Here is an 18078-nt window from a genome sequence, read left to right on the forward strand (position 1 = left end):
TACTCACTCCTTATAATTCTTTGGTCGGAACTATTTTGAGTGTAGCACAAATGACTTTTTTAGTTGTCTAGCTTAATTTTACAATCGGCGTTTCAAATAATAATGGATTAGGCAGTTGGATATTTTCTTTTGCTCGTGTGATCGCATAATGAAGATGATCGGTCAACGTCAGATAAATATTAGGCGAAAATTCAACTTTTAGTTTATCTTCAGCTTGTTCTACTACTTGCTTGACCCATTCGATCTCCTCTGCCGGAATATCAGCCATCAGCTGTTGGAATTGGTTTTTAGCAAAAGAATCTCTTAAAACAAATTCTTTTTGGACCGCTTCTGACGAAATCTCGTCCCCAATCTTTTTTTGAAAAGCTAGTCCTTTTCCCATACAAACGACTTCTTCCCCGAATCCATTTTTCGAAATGACGACGTTGTTATTCAAAATTTTATCAATTTTCATTTTGCTTCGCCCTCTCAAGAAAAATAAAAAAACCTAGAATTCGCCTACTGTTTCTTAGCTGAATTCTGGTTTTGCCTGCCGTACAGTAACAATCCATTTCTTATTCAAAATCATCATACCATCGAATTTTTATTTATGCAAGCCTTTTCATATAAAAAATAAAAAAACTGGAACACAAGTCTATCTAGAAAACAACCAAATCAGAGATGCACCTCTTTGCGTTCCTCTTTTTTTCAGCAAATTGGTTTTTCCTTATCGATTCATATCCTTTGGCTGTTTTTGATCTGTAACGACTTATGTCCCAGTATCCTAAAATGTTTTTGTCTCTAGATTGAAAGCAGTTCTCATATCATCTGTCGCATCTTTTATCGGTGTAACACTTTCCAGTTCGCCTTGTACAACTAGTCGCGTGACTGCATCCATGTCGCCACAAGTAATTAGTGTGACGATTTCTTTTCCCTCGACTTCATTCAGTAATTGGGTATCTGTAGGAGCAACTTTTTCTTTAAAAAATGTTTTGTATGTATACACATTTTCTAAATCTGTCAAATAGATCTTGGCACCCATCTCTAAATTTTCCAGCGGTGTAAACAACAATTCAGGGTTCGTTGCACGATGGCTTGCTAAGGCATAATTTCCTTTTCCCATTTCTTGATCTGGAGATAATGTTCCTGCTCCGTAAAGTAGTGACGTATTATCCAAGCCTTTGAAAATCGGTAAATTGATTGAAACTGAAGGGACTGCGATACTAGCAATCACTGGTAGATCTGTTCCTCTCATCTGCGACCTCATGACCCCTTCTGTCGTCATTGGTTCTACCGCATCAAAGTCAAAACTGACATCTTTATCGTTATTCTTTTTCAGATCTTCTTTTGTTACATTCGCTATAGCATATTTATCTCCTGTCTCTCTGACAAGATAATCCTTGATCTGTTCATTGAAAATCAAAGCTAGTCCTACTAATAACAAGAGGAACAAGAGGATATTGACTAGCCATCTTTTTGCTTTTCCTTTTTTTTTCATTTTCTCTCCCTCCAGACTCATTTTACTGTTTTTCTTTTGCTCTTTCCAACAGCCGAATGACACATTTCTACAACTCTGTGTATTTTTTTCGTACACCTGCGCTTTTTTCTACAGGATATTTCAAATTATTTTTGATCAATTTTTCTTCAATGATCTCATCTAGATCCAGCTGAAGGTTGTCTGCCATCATGTATGAATAGATCAATACATCCGCCAGTTCTTCTTTGATTCGTTCTAATTGTGTTTCTTTTACTTCTTCCGGCGTTTTCCATTGAAAAAGTTCTAACAATTCAGATGCTTCCAAAGAAATAGAAATAGCCAAATCTTTTTCGTTATGAAATTGTCGCCAATTACGTTCATCTCTAAACTGGTTGACTTTTTCCATGCTATTCATTTGCTTGCCTTCTTCCAATCATTTCTTACTTGATTAATCATACCATTTTTTTACATAAAAAATAGATGATGCTTTTAAAAAAACTCCTGTTTTCTTTTATTTAAAATAAATGTCATAGAAAATCAGTAATTTAGGTAGCCACCATGTGTATGCAGTAATGTGACTTCTTCCCCTGAGGCTTTTTGTTTTTCGATACGTTCTTCTCCCCAAACAGACATCGCTACTAGAATCTCTCTTAATGATTTTCCTTCTTCGGTGAGCGAGTACTCTACTTTAGGCGGGACTTGGTTATAGACTTTTCGATGGACAATGCCATCTTGTTCTAACTCTCTTAACTGCTGGGTCAGCATTTTTTGTGTGATCGTAGGGATTTTCTTGCTTCTCCACGCCTAAAATAAGCGATATTGCTCTTCCCTTTATCTGGTGTAAGCAAAGCAGTTAGCATTTTGACGATCGTGGGTTCCGCTTTTCACTTCTTATCTACTTAGTATCATGAAGTATACTTTCGTACTAATACTAAGTAGCGAAAGTGTCAACTACTTTGTTTAACTACATAGCAAAAGAAACAGAAGGGTGACAACGGTCATCACGCTTCTGTTTCTTTTGAATATGCTGTGTTGTTGTCTCTATCTCCGTGTAGACTTTCCTCAAGCTTATCCTTTGACAGTAAGTCAGTAGGCTGATTTGCTCTTTCTAGATGCCAGATACATTTCTACAAAGAAACAGTGATTCTGCTTTGAAAAATCGATTTTTAGTTCTGCATTTTCGTAAACATCCAGCATTTTTTTCGCACTGTATAGACCTAACCCGCCATTTTTTTTAGAGGTTTTTCCTCTTTTGACCATCTCCGATAGCGTCAAATTCGTTGGATTTGCCTTGTTCGCTATACTAAAACGTAATCCCTCTTTTTCTTCCAGCAGATTGATCGTAATCGGACTCTGATCGGCTACACGATGATCGAATGCGTTAGAAATAAAAATAGATAAACAGCGAATAAAAACAACCAGATCAATCGGGATTGTTTTCACTTCGACAGGAATAACTACTTGGATCGGGATTTTCTCCGATTCTGCTTTTTCTAGAAATTTTAAAAAGACACCCCTGACAGCTGGGGATACAATATTTGTTAGCTGTTGTATTTGCGGTTTTTCAAAAATAGCTGCAGAATGATCTTCTAAGATTTCTAAAAATTCCAACGTTTCTTTTTTATTTTCCTGAAGAATAATTTTTAATGAAAACAGTAGACTTTTATAATCATGTTTGAATTCCTCTAGATGATGGTAATATTCTTCATTTATTTGATACAGTTGAAGCGATTCCTGATGTTGTCTTTCTTTTACTTGGAAACTGATCAACATAATGGAAAAAAACAAAGAAAAAAAACTGATGACTATCGACAAAAGAGATAGAAGCAGATAATTAGATGAGCGGAAGTGAACACTTCCCAATACCAAGTAAATCACGCCCCAGCTTAATAAAATACAAATACCTCCAAAATAGTGTTCAGTTGGATAAGTAAAAAGCAAGTTGAGAAATCTCGTCTGTTTGTCTATACTTTTTACTAATAGATAGAAAATAAATGCGATAAGTAGTGCAAAAAAACTTGCTGTTCCAAGATGTCTCTTTCCTAAATAATCCATCAGATCAAAAACCAGAAAAAAGCTGAGTCCAGTGATAGCAAAAAAAAGATTACTGATCAAACAGCTGATAAACAGGTTTTTCGTAGTAAAATAAAAAAGAAACATCAATAATAAGCCAACTAGGTAAGGAAAGCTCACTTTAGGGATAGGAAGTAAAAGTGTCACCACCATCAAAGCTATACAACCAAAGCTGTTTTTTACTAGCAGTTGTTTCGAAAAGAATAAATAGATACCTAAATCTAAAATCAAAGTAAAGGTCAAATAAAGTGTCACTGTTGCGACCATCTTATTCCTCCATTGTTTTGTTTCAAAATGTACACATATTTTTTTAATAGGAGCCTGCATATGAAAAAGTATTTTATCATAGAAGATAACCAGTTTCACAGCGAATGGATCATCAAAGAATTGGTCAATCATCATATCGAGAATATCGTGCAGCTCACTTCTGTCTCTCAAATCAATCAGTTGATCCAGTTGGGCACTATTGATAATCACGATGTTTTCTTTATCGATATCGACTTGAAGCAATCACTCACAGGTATTGATGTCGCCGAACAAATACGTAAAAAAAATGCACATAGTAATATTGTTTTTTTCACCGCTTATACGAATTTTGCAGTAGAGATCATCAATCGGAAAATCCTTCCGATTGGATATATCAGAAAAGACAGGAATTTATCTGAACAAATTCGTCAAGTGCTAGAACAGATCAATTGGAAAGAACAGCAGATCGTAAATGTCGATAAAATCTTTATTGATCAAAAAGGTGGAAGTCTCGTCCTGTATCCTCGGGAAATTTTATATATTGAAAGTATCAAAGGTTTGAAAAACCAAGTTATGGTCAAAACAACTACAGAAGATAAATTAGTGAATACTTCTTTAAAACAATTGAAGACAGAGTTAGAAAAGTATGCTTACTTTTTACTATTAAAATCTTACTGTATCAACTTATCGCAATTGCAGAAAATTGATTCTGCTCATTATGTGTTAGAATTTTTCAATGGTGACTCCTTACTCGTTGGTCGAAAGATCTTTGAAAAGACAAAGGAACGTTTCCATGACTTCCAAAAAACTGCTTCGAGTTGATGAATAAGAGCTGAGACGTAAGCATAGCAGATTTCAGGGAGTAGGCCTTGAATCGGCTCCACTCCCTGAAGTCATTGATTTGATTTTACGCTTTCCCTTCTGTAGGAGCATCTGTTAACGACCATGTGAATGTTGAAACGTAGTTGTCTACGGCATAATTGGATACAGGAACAAATAATTCCACTGATTGTCTCCCTTGTTCCACATTCTCTCCTAATGAATAAATCCATGTGCCAATCCCTTCATTTGCTCCTGCAGTTACTAGATCTACTGCCTGATCTGCTGGGATCTCAATTCCTTCAGCGCCAGTACCAGAAATAGTAGATGGCGTTCCACTGCTATTAGTTGCGCTATTTCGAATCACGGCGTTTTTGAATTTCACCTTTGAACCAGTTAGTTTATTCGTATCAGATGTTGTACCAATAAATTCTGTTCGTTTGACTGATAGTTTCCAACCGGCATAATTTCCGCTTTTATCCGTTACTTGTACGAAATTCTGTACTTGTGTTGCTGTCCCTGTACTGTCCGTTCCGTTTTGTAATGCAGCATATACTGTTTTTGCTGTACCTAACTTGATTGTTCCAAAATCAAGATCTGGAGCTTGGTCAATCGTCAGTAATCCGGATGTTCCCTGATTTGGTTCGTCAGGTGTAAACGGCGTATCGGGATCATTTGGATCAACAGGAGGAACTGGAACAACGTCTTCAGGATTTGCGGCATCTGGTTTTGTTACAGAAATCGTTCCTTCTGTAGTGGCTGAGCTCTTATTCTCAGCAAAAACACTTTGTGTACATAATAATAGACTTCCAGCTAGAACGGTACTTAATGCAATTGTTTTTTTCATTTCTTTTTCCTTCTTTCTTTTAAAATAAATAATCCAGCAAATAAGCCAATAAGAATGACTCCAACAAATATCAGCCATCGCCAGTCAAATGTTTCTGGCTGATTTTTTAAATCAATATCCTTTTCATTCAATTGGTCCGCTGCATCATCAGTTATTTCAAAATCGGTATGGAGATTCCAGCGTTTTTCTTTCCAAGCACCCTTCACAACCGCTTGATAATGTCCCGGAGCTAATTTTTTTCCTTCTAATGGGACAAGTAAATCAAAATTTGTATTGGGTGCTACATCTATTTTTTCTTTTTTTATTGAAAGGTAAGGCTCTTTTGTTTCTTTTTTGTAGACTTCAACCGATGTAGTCAAGCCGAACATATAAGAAGCATTTGGATTTTGAAGATTCGCCTTAATCACATTTCTTCCATCGCTTTGATCCGCATAAGCTTTTTTTAATTTCAAATCTGGGGAAGACTCTTTTTCGCTATTTCGAATCAAGATTGCTTTCACTTGAGAAAACTGATTGACGACACCAACTGTACTTTTGTTAGAAACGTTCTCTTTTTTTTCTTGAAACGTGATCCCTCCTGCGACCACACCAGCCAGCTCTTTTTCTGGCGCTTTCAGTGAAAGTGTCTCAGTGACCGCACTTTGAGGAGGAACAGTTATTTCTCCCACTGTTTTTGCTAAGTTTTTCATATCATAACTTAATGTTTCATCAAATTTACTTTTTGATTCTCCATATTCGATCACACCGTTTGAATTCGTCGTAGCGGAGTGGATCAATGTCTCAACTGTTACTGATTTATCTGTTCGGTTAAAGACCGTGTAGGGGATTTCCTGTGTTTTCCCAGGCTCCATCCTTACATTTATATATGTTTTGTTCTTATCAATCTGATTAGCCGGTAATTCAAAATCTACCGCAAAATTGAATTCGGAGGCATGGACAGGTGTCTGCCAAAGGATGAATCCAAGGAGAAGGATCAGAAGTAAAGAGCAGTTGTTTCGATGACTTTTATTCCATATTCGATTCATCAATCATCCTCCTTGATCTTTATTCTGTCGGCGCATCTGCTAATGTCCATGTTATCTCTGCTGAGTAATTACCAGCTATCTGATTTTCTTTGGTTAAGACAAGTTTAAACGCCCGACCGTTATTTAAATATTCTGAATAATCTGCTTGCACATTCGTTGAATTTTGTCCTCTGACAATTTCCAGTTCTTCTTCATTCACTAATTGATACTCCTCAGCTTTCTTGAAATATAGGACATCCTGCATAGAAAATCCTGCATCATTTGTGAAAGGCTGAGATAATTTTATCGTTAAGATCCATGGACTTTTTGTTTCTCGCTGATCATAAATCCATAATTTTTCCTGCCCATCCATTTGGCCAAATGCTTCTTGTATCAAACCAGTTGCTTTGATCTGACCAAAATCGAGTTTGGAAGGGGCAAGAAATGAGAGACCACCTTCTACTACGATCTTCGTAGCAGGTGCAAAAGGCGGGGCATCATGATAAACAACTGGCGTATCACTTGGATTGTGATTCCCAATTTCATCGTTGGTACTTGGCTTGTTCTGCACACCCTTAGCAGCAGCTTCTCCTGCTTGGTCGTTTAATACAATTTCTAATACATCTCCTGCAAAAAGTTGATTTTCTGGGATAGAAAGAACAAATTTCCCTGTATCATCAATAGTTGTTTCGGACAAAACAGCTTGATTTTTTTTCAATGAAACCAAAGCTCCTGCTTCACCTGTACCTGTGATCGTGCGAGAAGCTGCATTGATCAATGTGGTACTTAAATTAGCAGGTTCAGGGGGAATCACATCGACTGTCGTTTTGGAAGAGTCCAGTTCTGTCACTTCTTGGCCGCCTCTTACTTTTTTAGCAGCAACTACTTGCACTTGATCCCCCGTTGTTAGTCTTTCTTCGTTGGGTACTTGAACTTCAAACAAACCGCCTTGTTCGCCTTCTCCCCACGGATTATATCCTGCCCCTTCATTTTCATCTGTTTGTCCTTGTGTGAGAGCAGTAATTTCTACAGGTGATTTCGTCGTATCTGCATAAGTAATACGTAAAGTCACTTCTACTTCGCCTGTCCAAGCATCTCTTGGCTTTGCCTCGACACCTTCGGGAACAACGACATGCCCATAGATTTTTTTATCTGCATTCGTTGGTACTCTTAAGGATTCAATCATCGGAAGCTGGTTATTGGCACTGATTCGATTATAATTTTTCATTCCGGCACCTGTCTGAGCAAATTCATTTGTTAAACCTGCACTAGGGCTTGATACAAAATTACCTAAGTCGGTTCCATTGATCGATAAGTCTGTCATATCAGAAAAATAATCCGGATCTTTTTCAAAGTTATCGAACGTTGCTCCTGCCTTTCGCCATAAAGCAATTTCTGAATGAGCGATCTTCAATGAAGAATCGCCATTTCCTTGAAATACCCAGCCACCTATGCCATTAGTCTCGCTTCCGATCCGTTTGTTTTGGAAATCGAAATAGGTAGGAGATTCTAAGTCTACATTCAACACATCCCCACTGATGATGCCAGTCTTATCTTCCCCAGTTTTCCCGACCATGACTAAATAAGTTTTTTCGCCAGCCATAAAGTTCAAATCAATATCTCCAGTTGTATCTACGGTAGCTCCGGAATCTGCGCGTATATCGATATTTGATTTTTCTCCAGTAACCGTAAAATCAGCTGACCCTGGACTTTCTAGAAAACCAGAAGCGTCATAAAATTGGATCGCTTGGTTTCCTTGATTGAGTCTGTTCACATAAGATTTGCCATCCCCTGCATTTCTTACCTTCAGTGAGCCTCCATTAGTTACTGTTAGTTTTTGCGTACCGTTCTCAAAACGAACTGCGCTAGAACGACCACTTTGCTTATCAATATCGATGACTGATCCGGCTCCTTCTACGATCAAAGAAAGTCCTTTCCCTACAAAACGCATCCCATTGTTTCCAGGTTGGTCGCCATCTCCAGCCATTTTAACCGAGATTTGTCCACCACTTGATACATGGATTTGACTAGAATCTCCTTGCAGGCGAAATCCGCCAGTAGTCGCTGTATTGATTGTGATTTTCCCATCATTCGACACAGCGACTCTTGATCCTGAGCCTCTCATTTGGATAATTCCGCGATTGTTGTCGTTGGTAATATTGATCTTTGTATTTACCGAAAATTCGCTTCCTGAGCCACTGACTTCAAATGTGACATTCCCGGGTAGCGTATCGACAGCCTCTCCTTCATCGCTGACGCCATCTGCCCGATCATAGTCAAGAGAGACCTTTGAACCACTCAAGATATGGAGTCCTGGTGCTGTTTTTCCACTGCCCGTCTCATCACCTGAATCTAGAAAACCATAGAATTTTCCTAGATATGGTCCATAAAGCTGACTACCATTGATTACATTTAGCTGATAGCTTCTACAAAAATAAGCTTTACCCGGAGCGGCATTCATCCCTTCTTTCACTGGTTGGACATCCAATACACCGGAAACACCATCTAATGTGACAGTTGCACGAGGGGCGTAAATCAGGCCTAATTTAGAACCATCATATAAGTCAAGTTTCCCGGTAAATTTTATTTCTCCCGTAAAATGATATCTGTTTCCCCAAAAATCGGACATATAAGCAATGATAATGGCATTTCCATCGATATTTGGTATCAACCCACCTGGATGAGCTACCGTTCCTTTAAAATTCTGAAACTCGATCGACTGAGGTGTCTCATTGATATAGATGTGATGTGTGCCGAAATTATGAGCAAGTCCGCCAAAATCGATAACGATATCTCGCTTGATCTCCAATTCCCTGTCTAAAGTCAAAGGCTGAGTTAAACGAATCTTAGCTACTGATTCGTCTGCGAGAAGCTGCGTCAGTTCTTCTGTTGTGGCAGCTTCGCTGTACCCATCCGCTGAAACAACTCTAACCTGTACCTCTTCACTGCTATCAGACGTTTGTTCAGCTACTTCTGAGGCCTCACTTGTCTTATTTTCTTCTTGCCTTGTATTAGAAGTAGGCGCCTCACTTTGGGATTCTGTAGTTTCAGAAGTAATTAATTCTTCTGAAAAAGCAGTCTTGTCAAAACTTTGATTCTCTGATTGCGTTGATTCGCTTGTTTTCTCTACATCGGCAAAAACGGATGTCACCATCAAGAGAGGGAAGACAAACAAAATCGACGCAATCAGCTTTTTTACATATTGATTCATTCTCCACCATCCTCTCTGACGTTTTGACAATTTTATTTTAACGTTTTAATTTATTTGTAATTGTACTTTCATATTTAAAATATGTATTTTTATGGCAAATTTTTCTGTTAGGTGAAAATTTCTTTTTTGTACAAAAAAAGGCTGTGACAAAAGTCTTGTCACAGTCCCTTATTCCGAACAACCGATGTCCTCCTGACAACTCTTCGGTCACAACCTCCATTTTAACAATAAACCTGTAAATGTGAGGGTAACACTTTGATTGTCACAGGTAATTTATCCCCTTCATCTCCATCAACATTCGTCGTCAATTCTTCCTCATCAGCTAATGACACAACTAATTGCTCACAAGTAAGATAGGCTAGATTTTTCGTAGATTCATCTACTCCTTTTAATAGGTCTGGCAATGTTTTAAGCGTATCGATCAAAGAAGAATCTTTTAAATAAACCAAATGGAGCTTACCATCATCCACTTTTGCATTTGGAAGTAATGTTTCAAAACCGCCGACTGAGTTAGTTAGTCCTATCAGCAAGGTACTGCTCTCAATTTCTTCCTTCTTTCCATCAACTTCTACGTGAAACGAGTAGGATTGTGTGGAAGCTAACTGTTTGATTCCTGACATGAAATAAGCTAGTTTTCCAAATTTCGTCTTCTTCTCCGCATCTACATCATTGATTGCTTCAGGGATAGAGCCAATTGCGACGACATTCATAAAATAGTCGTCATTTATTTTTCCAATATCCAATGGCTTGACTGATTCAATCGAAAAATGATTGATCGCTTCCTCAGGTTCTAGCGGTATCCCTAATGCTCGAGCCAAGTCATTCACCGTACCCAATGGGAAAAATCCGAAATTTGGCCGATGTTCTTGTTCAGCGATTCCACTGATTCCTTCGTTGACTGTTCCATCTCCGCCCATGACAAACACACTATGATACCCTTCCGTAGCCGCTTCGCGAGTAAAGTTTTTTGCATCCCCTGCTTTTTTTGTATGCAAGACGACCACTTCATCAAACACCGATTCCAATTTTGCTATCGCTAATTGCTCAAATTCCTTTGCTTGTTCACCGCCTGAACTGGGGTTTACCACTAATAAAACTTTTTTCATCACTTTCTTTCCCTTCTGATTGATTTCTTTAATATAACGATAGCATAAAGAAAAAAATTAGGCTGTGATGAAGTACTGTTCATGAAACATTCATTTATTTTTTGACAAGATAAAACACCCATACTATGAAACTGAGGAAAATTAAAACAATGATATAGGAAATAAAAGAAAATGATAGGCATTGTATACCTAATAAAGTAAAAATTTTAGGTGGCAGATAAAAACACAAAAATAGCAAGAAAATGTAATAGCGTTTCTTCCACTTTTTGTTATCAGACCTTATAGCGATCAGAGGAATACCAAATGCATAACTGAAAAACTCTTGATGTACTGTTAATATGTCACGACCTTGAATAATAAATGCGACAATCCCCGCTATAATTAGTGTGCCTAACACCAAAACGGAAAATTGATGAATATATTTTATATACAAATGATCCATTGTACTTCCTGCCTTTTTATTTGTGAGAAAAACAAATCCGTATACGTGAATAACTTCTAGAAATAAAAGAAATTTGCAAAACCACTCCATTTATCTACTTCTACGTGCATTTTTTGATATTGTTTTCTTTATTTAAGATTATACAGAAAAATATCTAGGGTCGCTGGATTCTAAGTAAAAAAAATTTTTAAAATAAAAAGAACTAAATCAAGTAGTAATTAAACTACTGTTGATTTAGTTCTAATAAAAAGATTTAGATGAACAGTTTTATTGATTTAAATAGTTCATATTTTTTATTTATACCGCTTATTTACTACTTGCTGTACTAGAATCTGAAGTGAATGTACTCAAAACATTTTCAAAGTCTTTGTCTTTGATTTTTACATTAGCGTCTTTCAATACTTCGCCAATTACTTTATTCTGGAAGGTACTGTCACTTAATTTTGTGTCTGTTGCAATTTCTTTCAATTCTTTTTTGTATTTATCCATGTCGTTGCCTTTGTTTTGGTTTTTCACCATTTTAACCACATAATATTCCGTAGTATAAGTTGAAGCATTGGTAGAAGTGATCACATCAGAAACTTGACCATCTTTCAACTTAAAGGCTGCTTCTTTGACTTCTACCGGAACCGTTGTAGTAGTGGAATCAAATTTCACTTTTCCGCCATCTTCTTTTGTCGTAGTATCAGTTGACTTGTCTTTGGCTAATTTAGAGAAATCGTCTCCCTTATCAGCAGCTTTCTTCACATCTTTTGCATCATCTTCACTTGCTACTTGGATAATTTGAGCTTCCACTGCTGGATGGAAAGATTCCCAAGCCGTTTTTAAATCTTCATCGGTCAATTTGATATGTTTCTTTAGACCTTCTTGAAAGGCTAGACTTTGTTTGATACTGTCTTTGAATGTTTGTTCTGTGTAACCTGCAGATTTCAATTGTGAATCAAATGAATCACCCAATTGTTTCTTTGTTTGATCATATTGGGAATCGATTTCTTTGGTTGATACGTCATCTCCATATTTATCTTCAAATACTTGATAAACGATCAACTGTTGCACAGCGGAATCTGCTCCTTGCATTTTTTTCAAGCTATCCATTACTTCTTGTTCGCTGATTGTACCGCCTTTATAACTAACGGCTGTTTTTTCACCGGCATTCGTACAGCCTGACAATAAGCCAGTGCCTAGTACGATGGCAAGTGCTAAAAATCTTTTTTTCATTTATCAATTCTCCTACTTTTCGTTTTTTGCGAATTGCTAAAAACAAAGGTGTTCAAGATGAAAATCATCAAGAACACCTTTACTAATCTGCTCGATACATCCTGAATAGATATAAGGCTACACAATCCAGAAAGTTCGCTCAGCAGAATAAATGTCAAGTAGCACATCACACCTTAATATACTACTTCTTTTGTTACCGTTTTTCAAGTCTATCTTGCGTTCCGTATTTAACGTAACTAATTCTTAGAACAAATGTTATCTATTTTGTTTTTCTTCTTCCGCTGTTGGGATATTCAAATCGGACACTTTTATGTTCGATTTTCCAGACATTTTTTTGTTGTTTTTATTAGAAAAAGTTTGTTTTTTCATTTGTTTTCTAAAGCATGATCTTCTTGTTTCCTATTTTGGTCAGATATGGATCATGCGTGACCACGATAACTAACGTACCTTGGGAAGCCTGTTGCGATAAAATTTCAACTACTTTATCCTTATTTCGTTTATCCAATGACCCAGTTGGTTCATCGGCTAAAATGATTTTGCTATTCTTCAATAAAACTCTCGCACAGGCGATTCTTTGCTTCTCACCACCAGATAATGTGTAGATAGGCGTACTTAGCTTCTTGTTTATATTTACTTTTTTCAATGCCTCATACTTTGCTGTTCGCTTATCTGAAACATTTAAATTCGAAAACTTCAATCCAATATCTAAATTAAAATCGATTGTTTCATATTCAATCAACCCAAAATCTTGAAAAAGAAAAGATATGGTATTTCTTTTTATCAAGCGCTTCTCTCTTCCAGTTAATTGTTTCGTCTCTTGATCGAACAAATAGAATTGTCCTGAACTGAACTGATCATTCAATCCTAATATATTCAATAACGTACTTTTACCTGCTCCACTTTCTCCAACAACAGTCACAAGATCCCCAGCATCCGCAGTGAAACGATCCAAATGAAGAATCGTTTTGTTTCGAATGATTTTTTTCGCACCTTTTATCACTATCAACGGCTCCAATTGTTAACCTCCATTCATCAGCAATAACTGACTTTTCTTTTCTGTAGACAAAATAAAAACAACTGAAAGAATAAAATCAATGAAGCTAAAGAAAAAAATATTAAAAAGATATTTAGGCTCTCTTTCTATAAGAAAAAGGAAGATTACACTTGTCGTTCCCCATTTGATGAGGTTCATCATGAAGAAATCTTTATACGTTTCAAAGAGCGAATAACCACTTGAACGAAAGATAGCGATTTTCCGACAATTGTAGACAAAATATATGCATAACATGACATAGCTCAACAAGAAGAAAGAAAAGAAAGTGAGAAAACATATCTGTATCAAGTAATGAAATGATCTGCTTAACACTTTGACAGCTATCTCTTCAGTCTGAGTATACGGAAATGATAACTGCAAGTTATCACGTAACTGACTTTCTTCAATCAGCTCAAATAACCTTTCTTTCGACAAAGAGCCTATCTTGATCTTTAACGGTGGATAGATTTCTCCGCTGAGAATATTCCTTTCCCAATACGTACTGTTTTTCAATGTCAGTATTTCAACAACCGGATAATGTTCGATCCAGGGGATAGAAGGAATAAATGTATAAATGGGTTGATTGTTTTTTATAAATAGAAATTCCGGTTCTTTTTCACTGATTTCTTGATAATATTCTGTTATTTGCGCCAGGTCATTTTTTAAATCTGTATGTCTATATCGTTCAGGGATCAATATAACAGGGTGCGTTTCTTCTTCGGTTATTTGGATCAACCTTCCAGAGACATCAATCAAAGGAAATTTCTTAAGATAATTCAGATTTATTTTTATCCCTCTGCCAAACTGTTCGTTTTCTTCATTCAAGTAATCTGATACATTGACTAATATACTTCCATTTTTATTCAAAGTTTCATATAATTCCTGATCTGCTGCTGATGCAAAACGATTGGAATAAATAAAATCCACGTGGTTTTTCCCGATGGTTACTGGATAAAACACATAATAGTCTTCATCAGCGATTTCTTTTGGAGGTTCATGGGAAACAGCTAACTGTGAAGAAGAAAAAACGATAGTTGCTAATTCGACATTGGCAACGGTCAAAAGAAGAGAAAACAACAATCCAAATATAAAAAGAATGTATTGGATATAGTTGAACGCTTCTCTTAACGAAGCGATTTTTTCAACTAATAAAAGAGAAATCAAAGAGATACCATATATTCCGCTGAACAAGAAAACGTACATCTGGAACAAATAAAGAAATTGCTCCTTATAATACATAAAAATAAAACCACCAATGATTCCTGCAATTATGAATGTAATAATGATTTTCTTTTTCCCCAATAAACACCACAATACTTGATGTAATGAAAAGCCATTATTCAACAATAAACTGATTTCTTTATTCATCAATAAGAAAAAGGACGGTAACAAAAGGAATAAAAGAATCAACCCAATAGTTAAATACACTCGATAATTATATACGTCTGTACTTGAAATAACCGAATACGAATAGCTATTTTCAAAGTCTTCAAAAATATTAGTGGCATAATCAGTGTGAAATGCTTGATTGAATCGATCAGTGAATAGTGAAATGAACCGTTCATAGGCTTCTTTTTCTCTCGTCATCAAGAAAAATTCACCTTCAAAATCTTTTATTTTGATCGATTCTTCAATGGACGTTACGCGAAAGGAGGTATTAGAATAGGGTACCTTCTCGTGAGAAGCTTTGACATCCCCTTGATAATACAATGTCATTTCAAGCTTTGGCTGTATCTTGAAGTTCAAAGATGTATCTACTTCATTGGATTCATTTACTGTTTTTTTCATATAAGAAAGCTCAGTTTCTGATGAGACATTTTCAAATACCATGATTAGCTGCTCATATTCTTCTTGCCCAATAAAATGTTGTGGCAATCGAATCGGAGTATAAGTATCTGTTTGATGGAAAAATTCATTTGTCCGATAGAGTACCTGTTTATTTACATTAACCAAGGCAAAACCACTCATGATACCGATTACTATGATTGTGAGTAAAACTGTGAACTTTTTTTTGATTATCACCACTCTCCCTTACTTAAATGATTCTTCGATAAAATCATACCGTTTTTCATCAAAAAAACGTATCTATCAAGTGTATAGGTCATGTAGAATAAATCTATATACTGTAGAATCGAAAGGAGAAGAAGATGAACATCGGAGAAAAAATACGAACTTACCGCAGAAATTGTAAGCTTACGCAAAAAGAATTAGGCGAAAAAATCGGTGTTTCCGATAAAACGATTTCTAGTTGGGAAAATTCTCGTACAATGCCAGACCTTGAAATGCTGTCACTTTTACATCAGACTTTAGGTCTGCCGATTGATTTTCCTTCTATTGAATCAGCTACCGAATCAATAGAACCAACATTGCCGGATGAACCTCTTGTTATCAAGAAATCTTATTCATCAAAACAACCCTTCTCACTCAAAAAGACACTATCTTTCTTTCTGCTCGTCTTTTGTTTGGTCTATCTTTTTCTTATCAATTATCAATACAAAAATGAAACGATTGATCGATTCAATCCTTTTTTGAAACCACAAATCGGCTATACCACACTCCCTGTAGGATACGTGGACAATTCCATCGAACATTGGGTATGTAATGATATCTTTGGCCATGGTACATGGCTGTCTTTTCACGCTGGAGAGGTAGAAAAAGGTAAGAATCATGCTGTAATCAAACACAAAGGAAAACACGTCATGAACGTTCGCCTGCTCTCTTGGGAAGCCATTCCCTCAGATTACCAAGAAATCCTCATCCAAGACTATGACGACGCCTTAAAAAGAACCCCTCAGGAGCCAGATAGGCATTAAGTAGGAGATGAACGTAGAGATAGAACAATGCACATGATCTTATCAAAAAAAACAAGGGTACAAATTAATTGAAAAAGCTTTGAGATGAAAGTTCCTAAATAAAAAAGTTCAGAATGATAGGTAAAAAAAAATGACTAACTATTCTAGTATTAGGCTATTTGTATTATTCTTCTGTTATTTTTCTATCAAAAAATCCAGAAATAACTAAATATAGGTATTTCTGGCTTATAGTATAATATTTACGCCACAGCCTCCCAATGATTCTTTTTGGAATCATAATCAAGGACGAACATACACAAAAATATTTTGCCCATTCGATCCGAATAGATTAACGACTAATCTAGTAAGTAATATAGATTGGTACGTGGTCAAACCAGCAAATGGAAAAGTTATTTAAGCAATTAATTTTTTCTGTTTAAACTATGAAGTTAAGTTCATTGATTAATTTTCTGAAGATATTAGCTTAATAAAAAGTTGTCTATTCTACCCCAAGGGCTTTAAAGACAGCATCTTCCGGCGTTTGATAAAAAATCAAATTAAAGGTACCCATTAATTCTGGGGGTACAGTTCCAAATCCAAATAGTGATACCTGACGCAATGGCGTGAAGAAATAGCAGCAACCAAGGCTAGAAAACTTTGGAAAAATACGGAAAAATTAACCAAAAAATTATAAAGAGGATATGTTGAAAAATTCTTTATCTCCAAATAAGCAGAAAAAAGCCAACTGAAATTGGCTGACAGATAATTTTGAGTTTAGAATTCCCGCAGAGAAAATTCATTTATTACTACTTGTTGATTATCGCGATATTGCTATCATTAGTTAGTCCATTAAATTCAAGCTTAATGCAGGATCAGTAAATAATATGTTAAGTGCTAGACTCGCTACCCGCCAAGTCAAAGTGAATCCAATCGTTCATTCTAATCGTGATACTCATTACCGACGGCCCAATTAGTTCGAACAAATGGAAGAAGTGAATTTATCTCGCTCCATTTCTAAAAAGGTTACTCACCAGCAAGCTCAGCCTTCGCAAGTTTGTTTGGCATCATATCAACGAATAGGATTATATTGTGTGCTCAGTCCTCTCTAATAACGGAAAAGAATGTATTTAGTAAAAAGGGAAGAGAATTATTCCCATCCCCTTTCATACATTTTATTATTGTCGTTCGCACTCAAAGTAGTGATTAAAAAATGTTGCTTGAGCTACTACTAGAATTTGAACAATCTAGTAGTAAACATTCAAGTCTTTAGATTCATCAGACAAATAGATACTATTAGCTGTTCAGTTCAATATTTCTAGACGATCGTTGTTTTAAGTTAATATACTGATGAATAAAAAAATGCTCGAAACGCTTTAATATCAACGTTTCGAGCAATGAAATAGTTGTTAACCCACACTACCTTCCAATGACTCTTTTGGGAATCAGAGTAAAGGAATAAGCTTTGTATAGATATTTCATTTAACAAATTACTATAGATTGACAGTATATAGCAGCAGATATTATCATCGGGAACGTAGCCAATATCGTAACCAAAACAGCAGGTAGAGAAGTTATTTGAGGATTCAAGTTATTCTGTTTCAGCTATGAAGTTAAGTTCATTTACTATAATTGAAGATAATTGATTTTTTTCTAAATGATTCACGTATTTTTTTAAGCTCTTTAGTAATTGTTGATTAAGGGTTATTGTATCTCTTTATTACAACTTAAGATATTTCTTTGGATAGGCTACAATTAACTAGACAGAAAAATTAAGGTGTGTAGACTAGAAGAAAACATACCAGGAGGAATTTTTATGTCTAAGAGAACACGA

The 18078-nt window shown here is 36.1% G+C and carries 13 protein-coding genes and 2 pseudogenes; 2 read left to right on the forward strand and 13 right to left on the reverse strand.

Annotated elements, in window-relative coordinates; genetic code table 11:
• Positions 1-88: 88 nt before the first annotated feature.
• From DIZ30_RS05930 to DIZ30_RS05950, 5 genes and pseudogenes are all read right to left on the reverse strand, one after another.
• Positions 89-454 (reverse strand): annotated as a pseudogene (locus DIZ30_RS05930) (CAT RNA binding domain-containing protein); the annotation flags it as partial.
• 309 nt (positions 455-763) lie between these two features.
• Positions 764-1477 (reverse strand): class A sortase, encoded by a 714-nt coding sequence (locus DIZ30_RS05935; RefSeq protein WP_002317959.1) that lies wholly within the window; start codon positions 1475-1477, stop codon positions 764-766.
• Positions 1478-1544: 67 nt separating this feature from the next.
• Positions 1545-1871, reverse strand: coding sequence for a nucleotide pyrophosphohydrolase (locus tag DIZ30_RS05940; RefSeq protein WP_002291148.1), 327 nt, complete (start codon positions 1869-1871; stop codon positions 1545-1547).
• Positions 1872-1993: 122 nt separating this feature from the next.
• A pseudogene (locus DIZ30_RS05945) lies at positions 1994-2248 on the reverse strand (winged helix-turn-helix transcriptional regulator); the annotation flags it as partial.
• Between the two features lie 294 nt (positions 2249-2542).
• Positions 2543-3796: a GHKL domain-containing protein gene (locus DIZ30_RS05950; protein WP_002291152.1), complete on the reverse strand. Its 1254-nt coding sequence runs from the start codon at positions 3794-3796 to the stop codon at positions 2543-2545.
• Between the two features lie 60 nt (positions 3797-3856).
• Between DIZ30_RS05950 and DIZ30_RS05955 the strand changes: the two genes are divergently transcribed.
• Positions 3857-4597, forward strand: a complete 741-nt coding sequence (locus DIZ30_RS05955) for a LytTR family DNA-binding domain-containing protein (protein WP_002291154.1) — start codon at positions 3857-3859, stop codon at positions 4595-4597.
• Between the two features lie 85 nt (positions 4598-4682).
• On the opposite strand, the gene DIZ30_RS05960 is transcribed toward DIZ30_RS05955, so the two are convergent.
• The 8 genes from DIZ30_RS05960 to DIZ30_RS06000 form a co-directional block, all read right to left on the reverse strand.
• Entirely contained in the window at positions 4683-5441 is a 759-nt protein-coding gene (locus DIZ30_RS05960) for a WxL domain-containing protein (protein WP_002291155.1), read from the reverse strand.
• Positions 5438-6466 (reverse strand): DUF916 and DUF3324 domain-containing protein, encoded by a 1029-nt coding sequence (locus tag DIZ30_RS05965; RefSeq protein WP_100970546.1) that lies wholly within the window; start codon positions 6464-6466, stop codon positions 5438-5440. The genes DIZ30_RS05960 and DIZ30_RS05965 overlap by 4 nt, the downstream gene beginning before the upstream one ends.
• A 19-nt stretch (positions 6467-6485) precedes the next feature.
• On the reverse strand, positions 6486-9656 hold the full coding sequence (locus tag DIZ30_RS05970) for an Ig-like domain-containing protein (protein ID WP_109023142.1): 3171 nt from the start codon (positions 9654-9656) through the stop codon (positions 6486-6488).
• A 221-nt stretch (positions 9657-9877) separates the two neighbouring features.
• Positions 9878-10762 (reverse strand): diacylglycerol kinase family protein, encoded by an 885-nt coding sequence (locus tag DIZ30_RS05980; protein ID WP_002291161.1) that lies wholly within the window; start codon positions 10760-10762, stop codon positions 9878-9880.
• 94 nt (positions 10763-10856) lie between these two features.
• Complete coding sequence (locus DIZ30_RS05985; RefSeq protein WP_002336024.1) at positions 10857-11294, reverse strand: hypothetical protein; 438 nt, start codon at positions 11292-11294, stop codon at positions 10857-10859.
• A gap of 216 nt (positions 11295-11510) precedes the next feature.
• On the reverse strand, positions 11511-12422 hold the full coding sequence (locus tag DIZ30_RS05990) for a peptidylprolyl isomerase (RefSeq protein ID WP_109023143.1): 912 nt from the start codon (positions 12420-12422) through the stop codon (positions 11511-11513).
• Positions 12423-12798: 376 nt separating this feature from the next.
• Positions 12799-13437: an ABC transporter ATP-binding protein gene (locus tag DIZ30_RS05995; RefSeq protein ID WP_002291166.1), complete on the reverse strand. Its 639-nt coding sequence runs from the start codon at positions 13435-13437 to the stop codon at positions 12799-12801.
• A 3-nt stretch (positions 13438-13440) separates the two neighbouring features.
• On the reverse strand, positions 13441-15477 hold the full coding sequence (locus tag DIZ30_RS06000; protein WP_109023144.1) for a DUF1430 domain-containing protein: 2037 nt from the start codon (positions 15475-15477) through the stop codon (positions 13441-13443).
• A gap of 125 nt (positions 15478-15602) precedes the next feature.
• Here DIZ30_RS06000 and DIZ30_RS06005 point away from each other — a divergent pair, with 125 nt between their 5' ends.
• Positions 15603-16268, forward strand: coding sequence for a helix-turn-helix domain-containing protein (locus DIZ30_RS06005; protein WP_002291169.1), 666 nt, complete (start codon positions 15603-15605; stop codon positions 16266-16268).
• The last annotated feature ends 1810 nt before the right edge of the window (positions 16269-18078 follow it).

The sequence above is a fragment of the Enterococcus sp. H57 genome (assembly GCF_003112495.1).
Taxonomy (GTDB): Bacteria; Bacillota; Bacilli; order Lactobacillales; family Enterococcaceae; genus Enterococcus_B; species Enterococcus_B faecium.

What these genes read in the sequence shown, in the direction of transcription:
- DIZ30_RS05935 (WP_002317959.1), bottom strand. Translation starts at nt 1,477, where the DNA reads ATGAAAAAAAAAGGAAAAGCAAAAAGATGGCTAGTCAATATCCTCTTG.
- DIZ30_RS05940 (WP_002291148.1), bottom strand. Translation starts at nt 1,871, where the DNA reads ATGAATAGCATGGAAAAAGTCAACCAGTTTAGAGATGAACGTAATTGG.
- DIZ30_RS05950 (WP_002291152.1), bottom strand. Translation starts at nt 3,796, where the DNA reads ATGGTCGCAACAGTGACACTTTATTTGACCTTTACTTTGATTTTAGAT.
- DIZ30_RS05955 (WP_002291154.1), top strand. Translation starts at nt 3,857, where the DNA reads ATGAAAAAGTATTTTATCATAGAAGATAACCAGTTTCACAGCGAATGG.
- DIZ30_RS05960 (WP_002291155.1), bottom strand. Translation starts at nt 5,441, where the DNA reads ATGAAAAAAACAATTGCATTAAGTACCGTTCTAGCTGGAAGTCTATTA.
- DIZ30_RS05965 (WP_100970546.1), bottom strand. Translation starts at nt 6,466, where the DNA reads ATGAATCGAATATGGAATAAAAGTCATCGAAACAACTGCTCTTTACTT.
- DIZ30_RS05970 (WP_109023142.1), bottom strand. Translation starts at nt 9,656, where the DNA reads ATGAATCAATATGTAAAAAAGCTGATTGCGTCGATTTTGTTTGTCTTC.
- DIZ30_RS05980 (WP_002291161.1), bottom strand. Translation starts at nt 10,762, where the DNA reads ATGAAAAAAGTTTTATTAGTGGTAAACCCCAGTTCAGGCGGTGAACAA.
- DIZ30_RS05985 (WP_002336024.1), bottom strand. Translation starts at nt 11,294, where the DNA reads ATGGAGTGGTTTTGCAAATTTCTTTTATTTCTAGAAGTTATTCACGTA.
- DIZ30_RS05990 (WP_109023143.1), bottom strand. Translation starts at nt 12,422, where the DNA reads ATGAAAAAAAGATTTTTAGCACTTGCCATCGTACTAGGCACTGGCTTA.
- DIZ30_RS06005 (WP_002291169.1), top strand. Translation starts at nt 15,603, where the DNA reads ATGAACATCGGAGAAAAAATACGAACTTACCGCAGAAATTGTAAGCTT.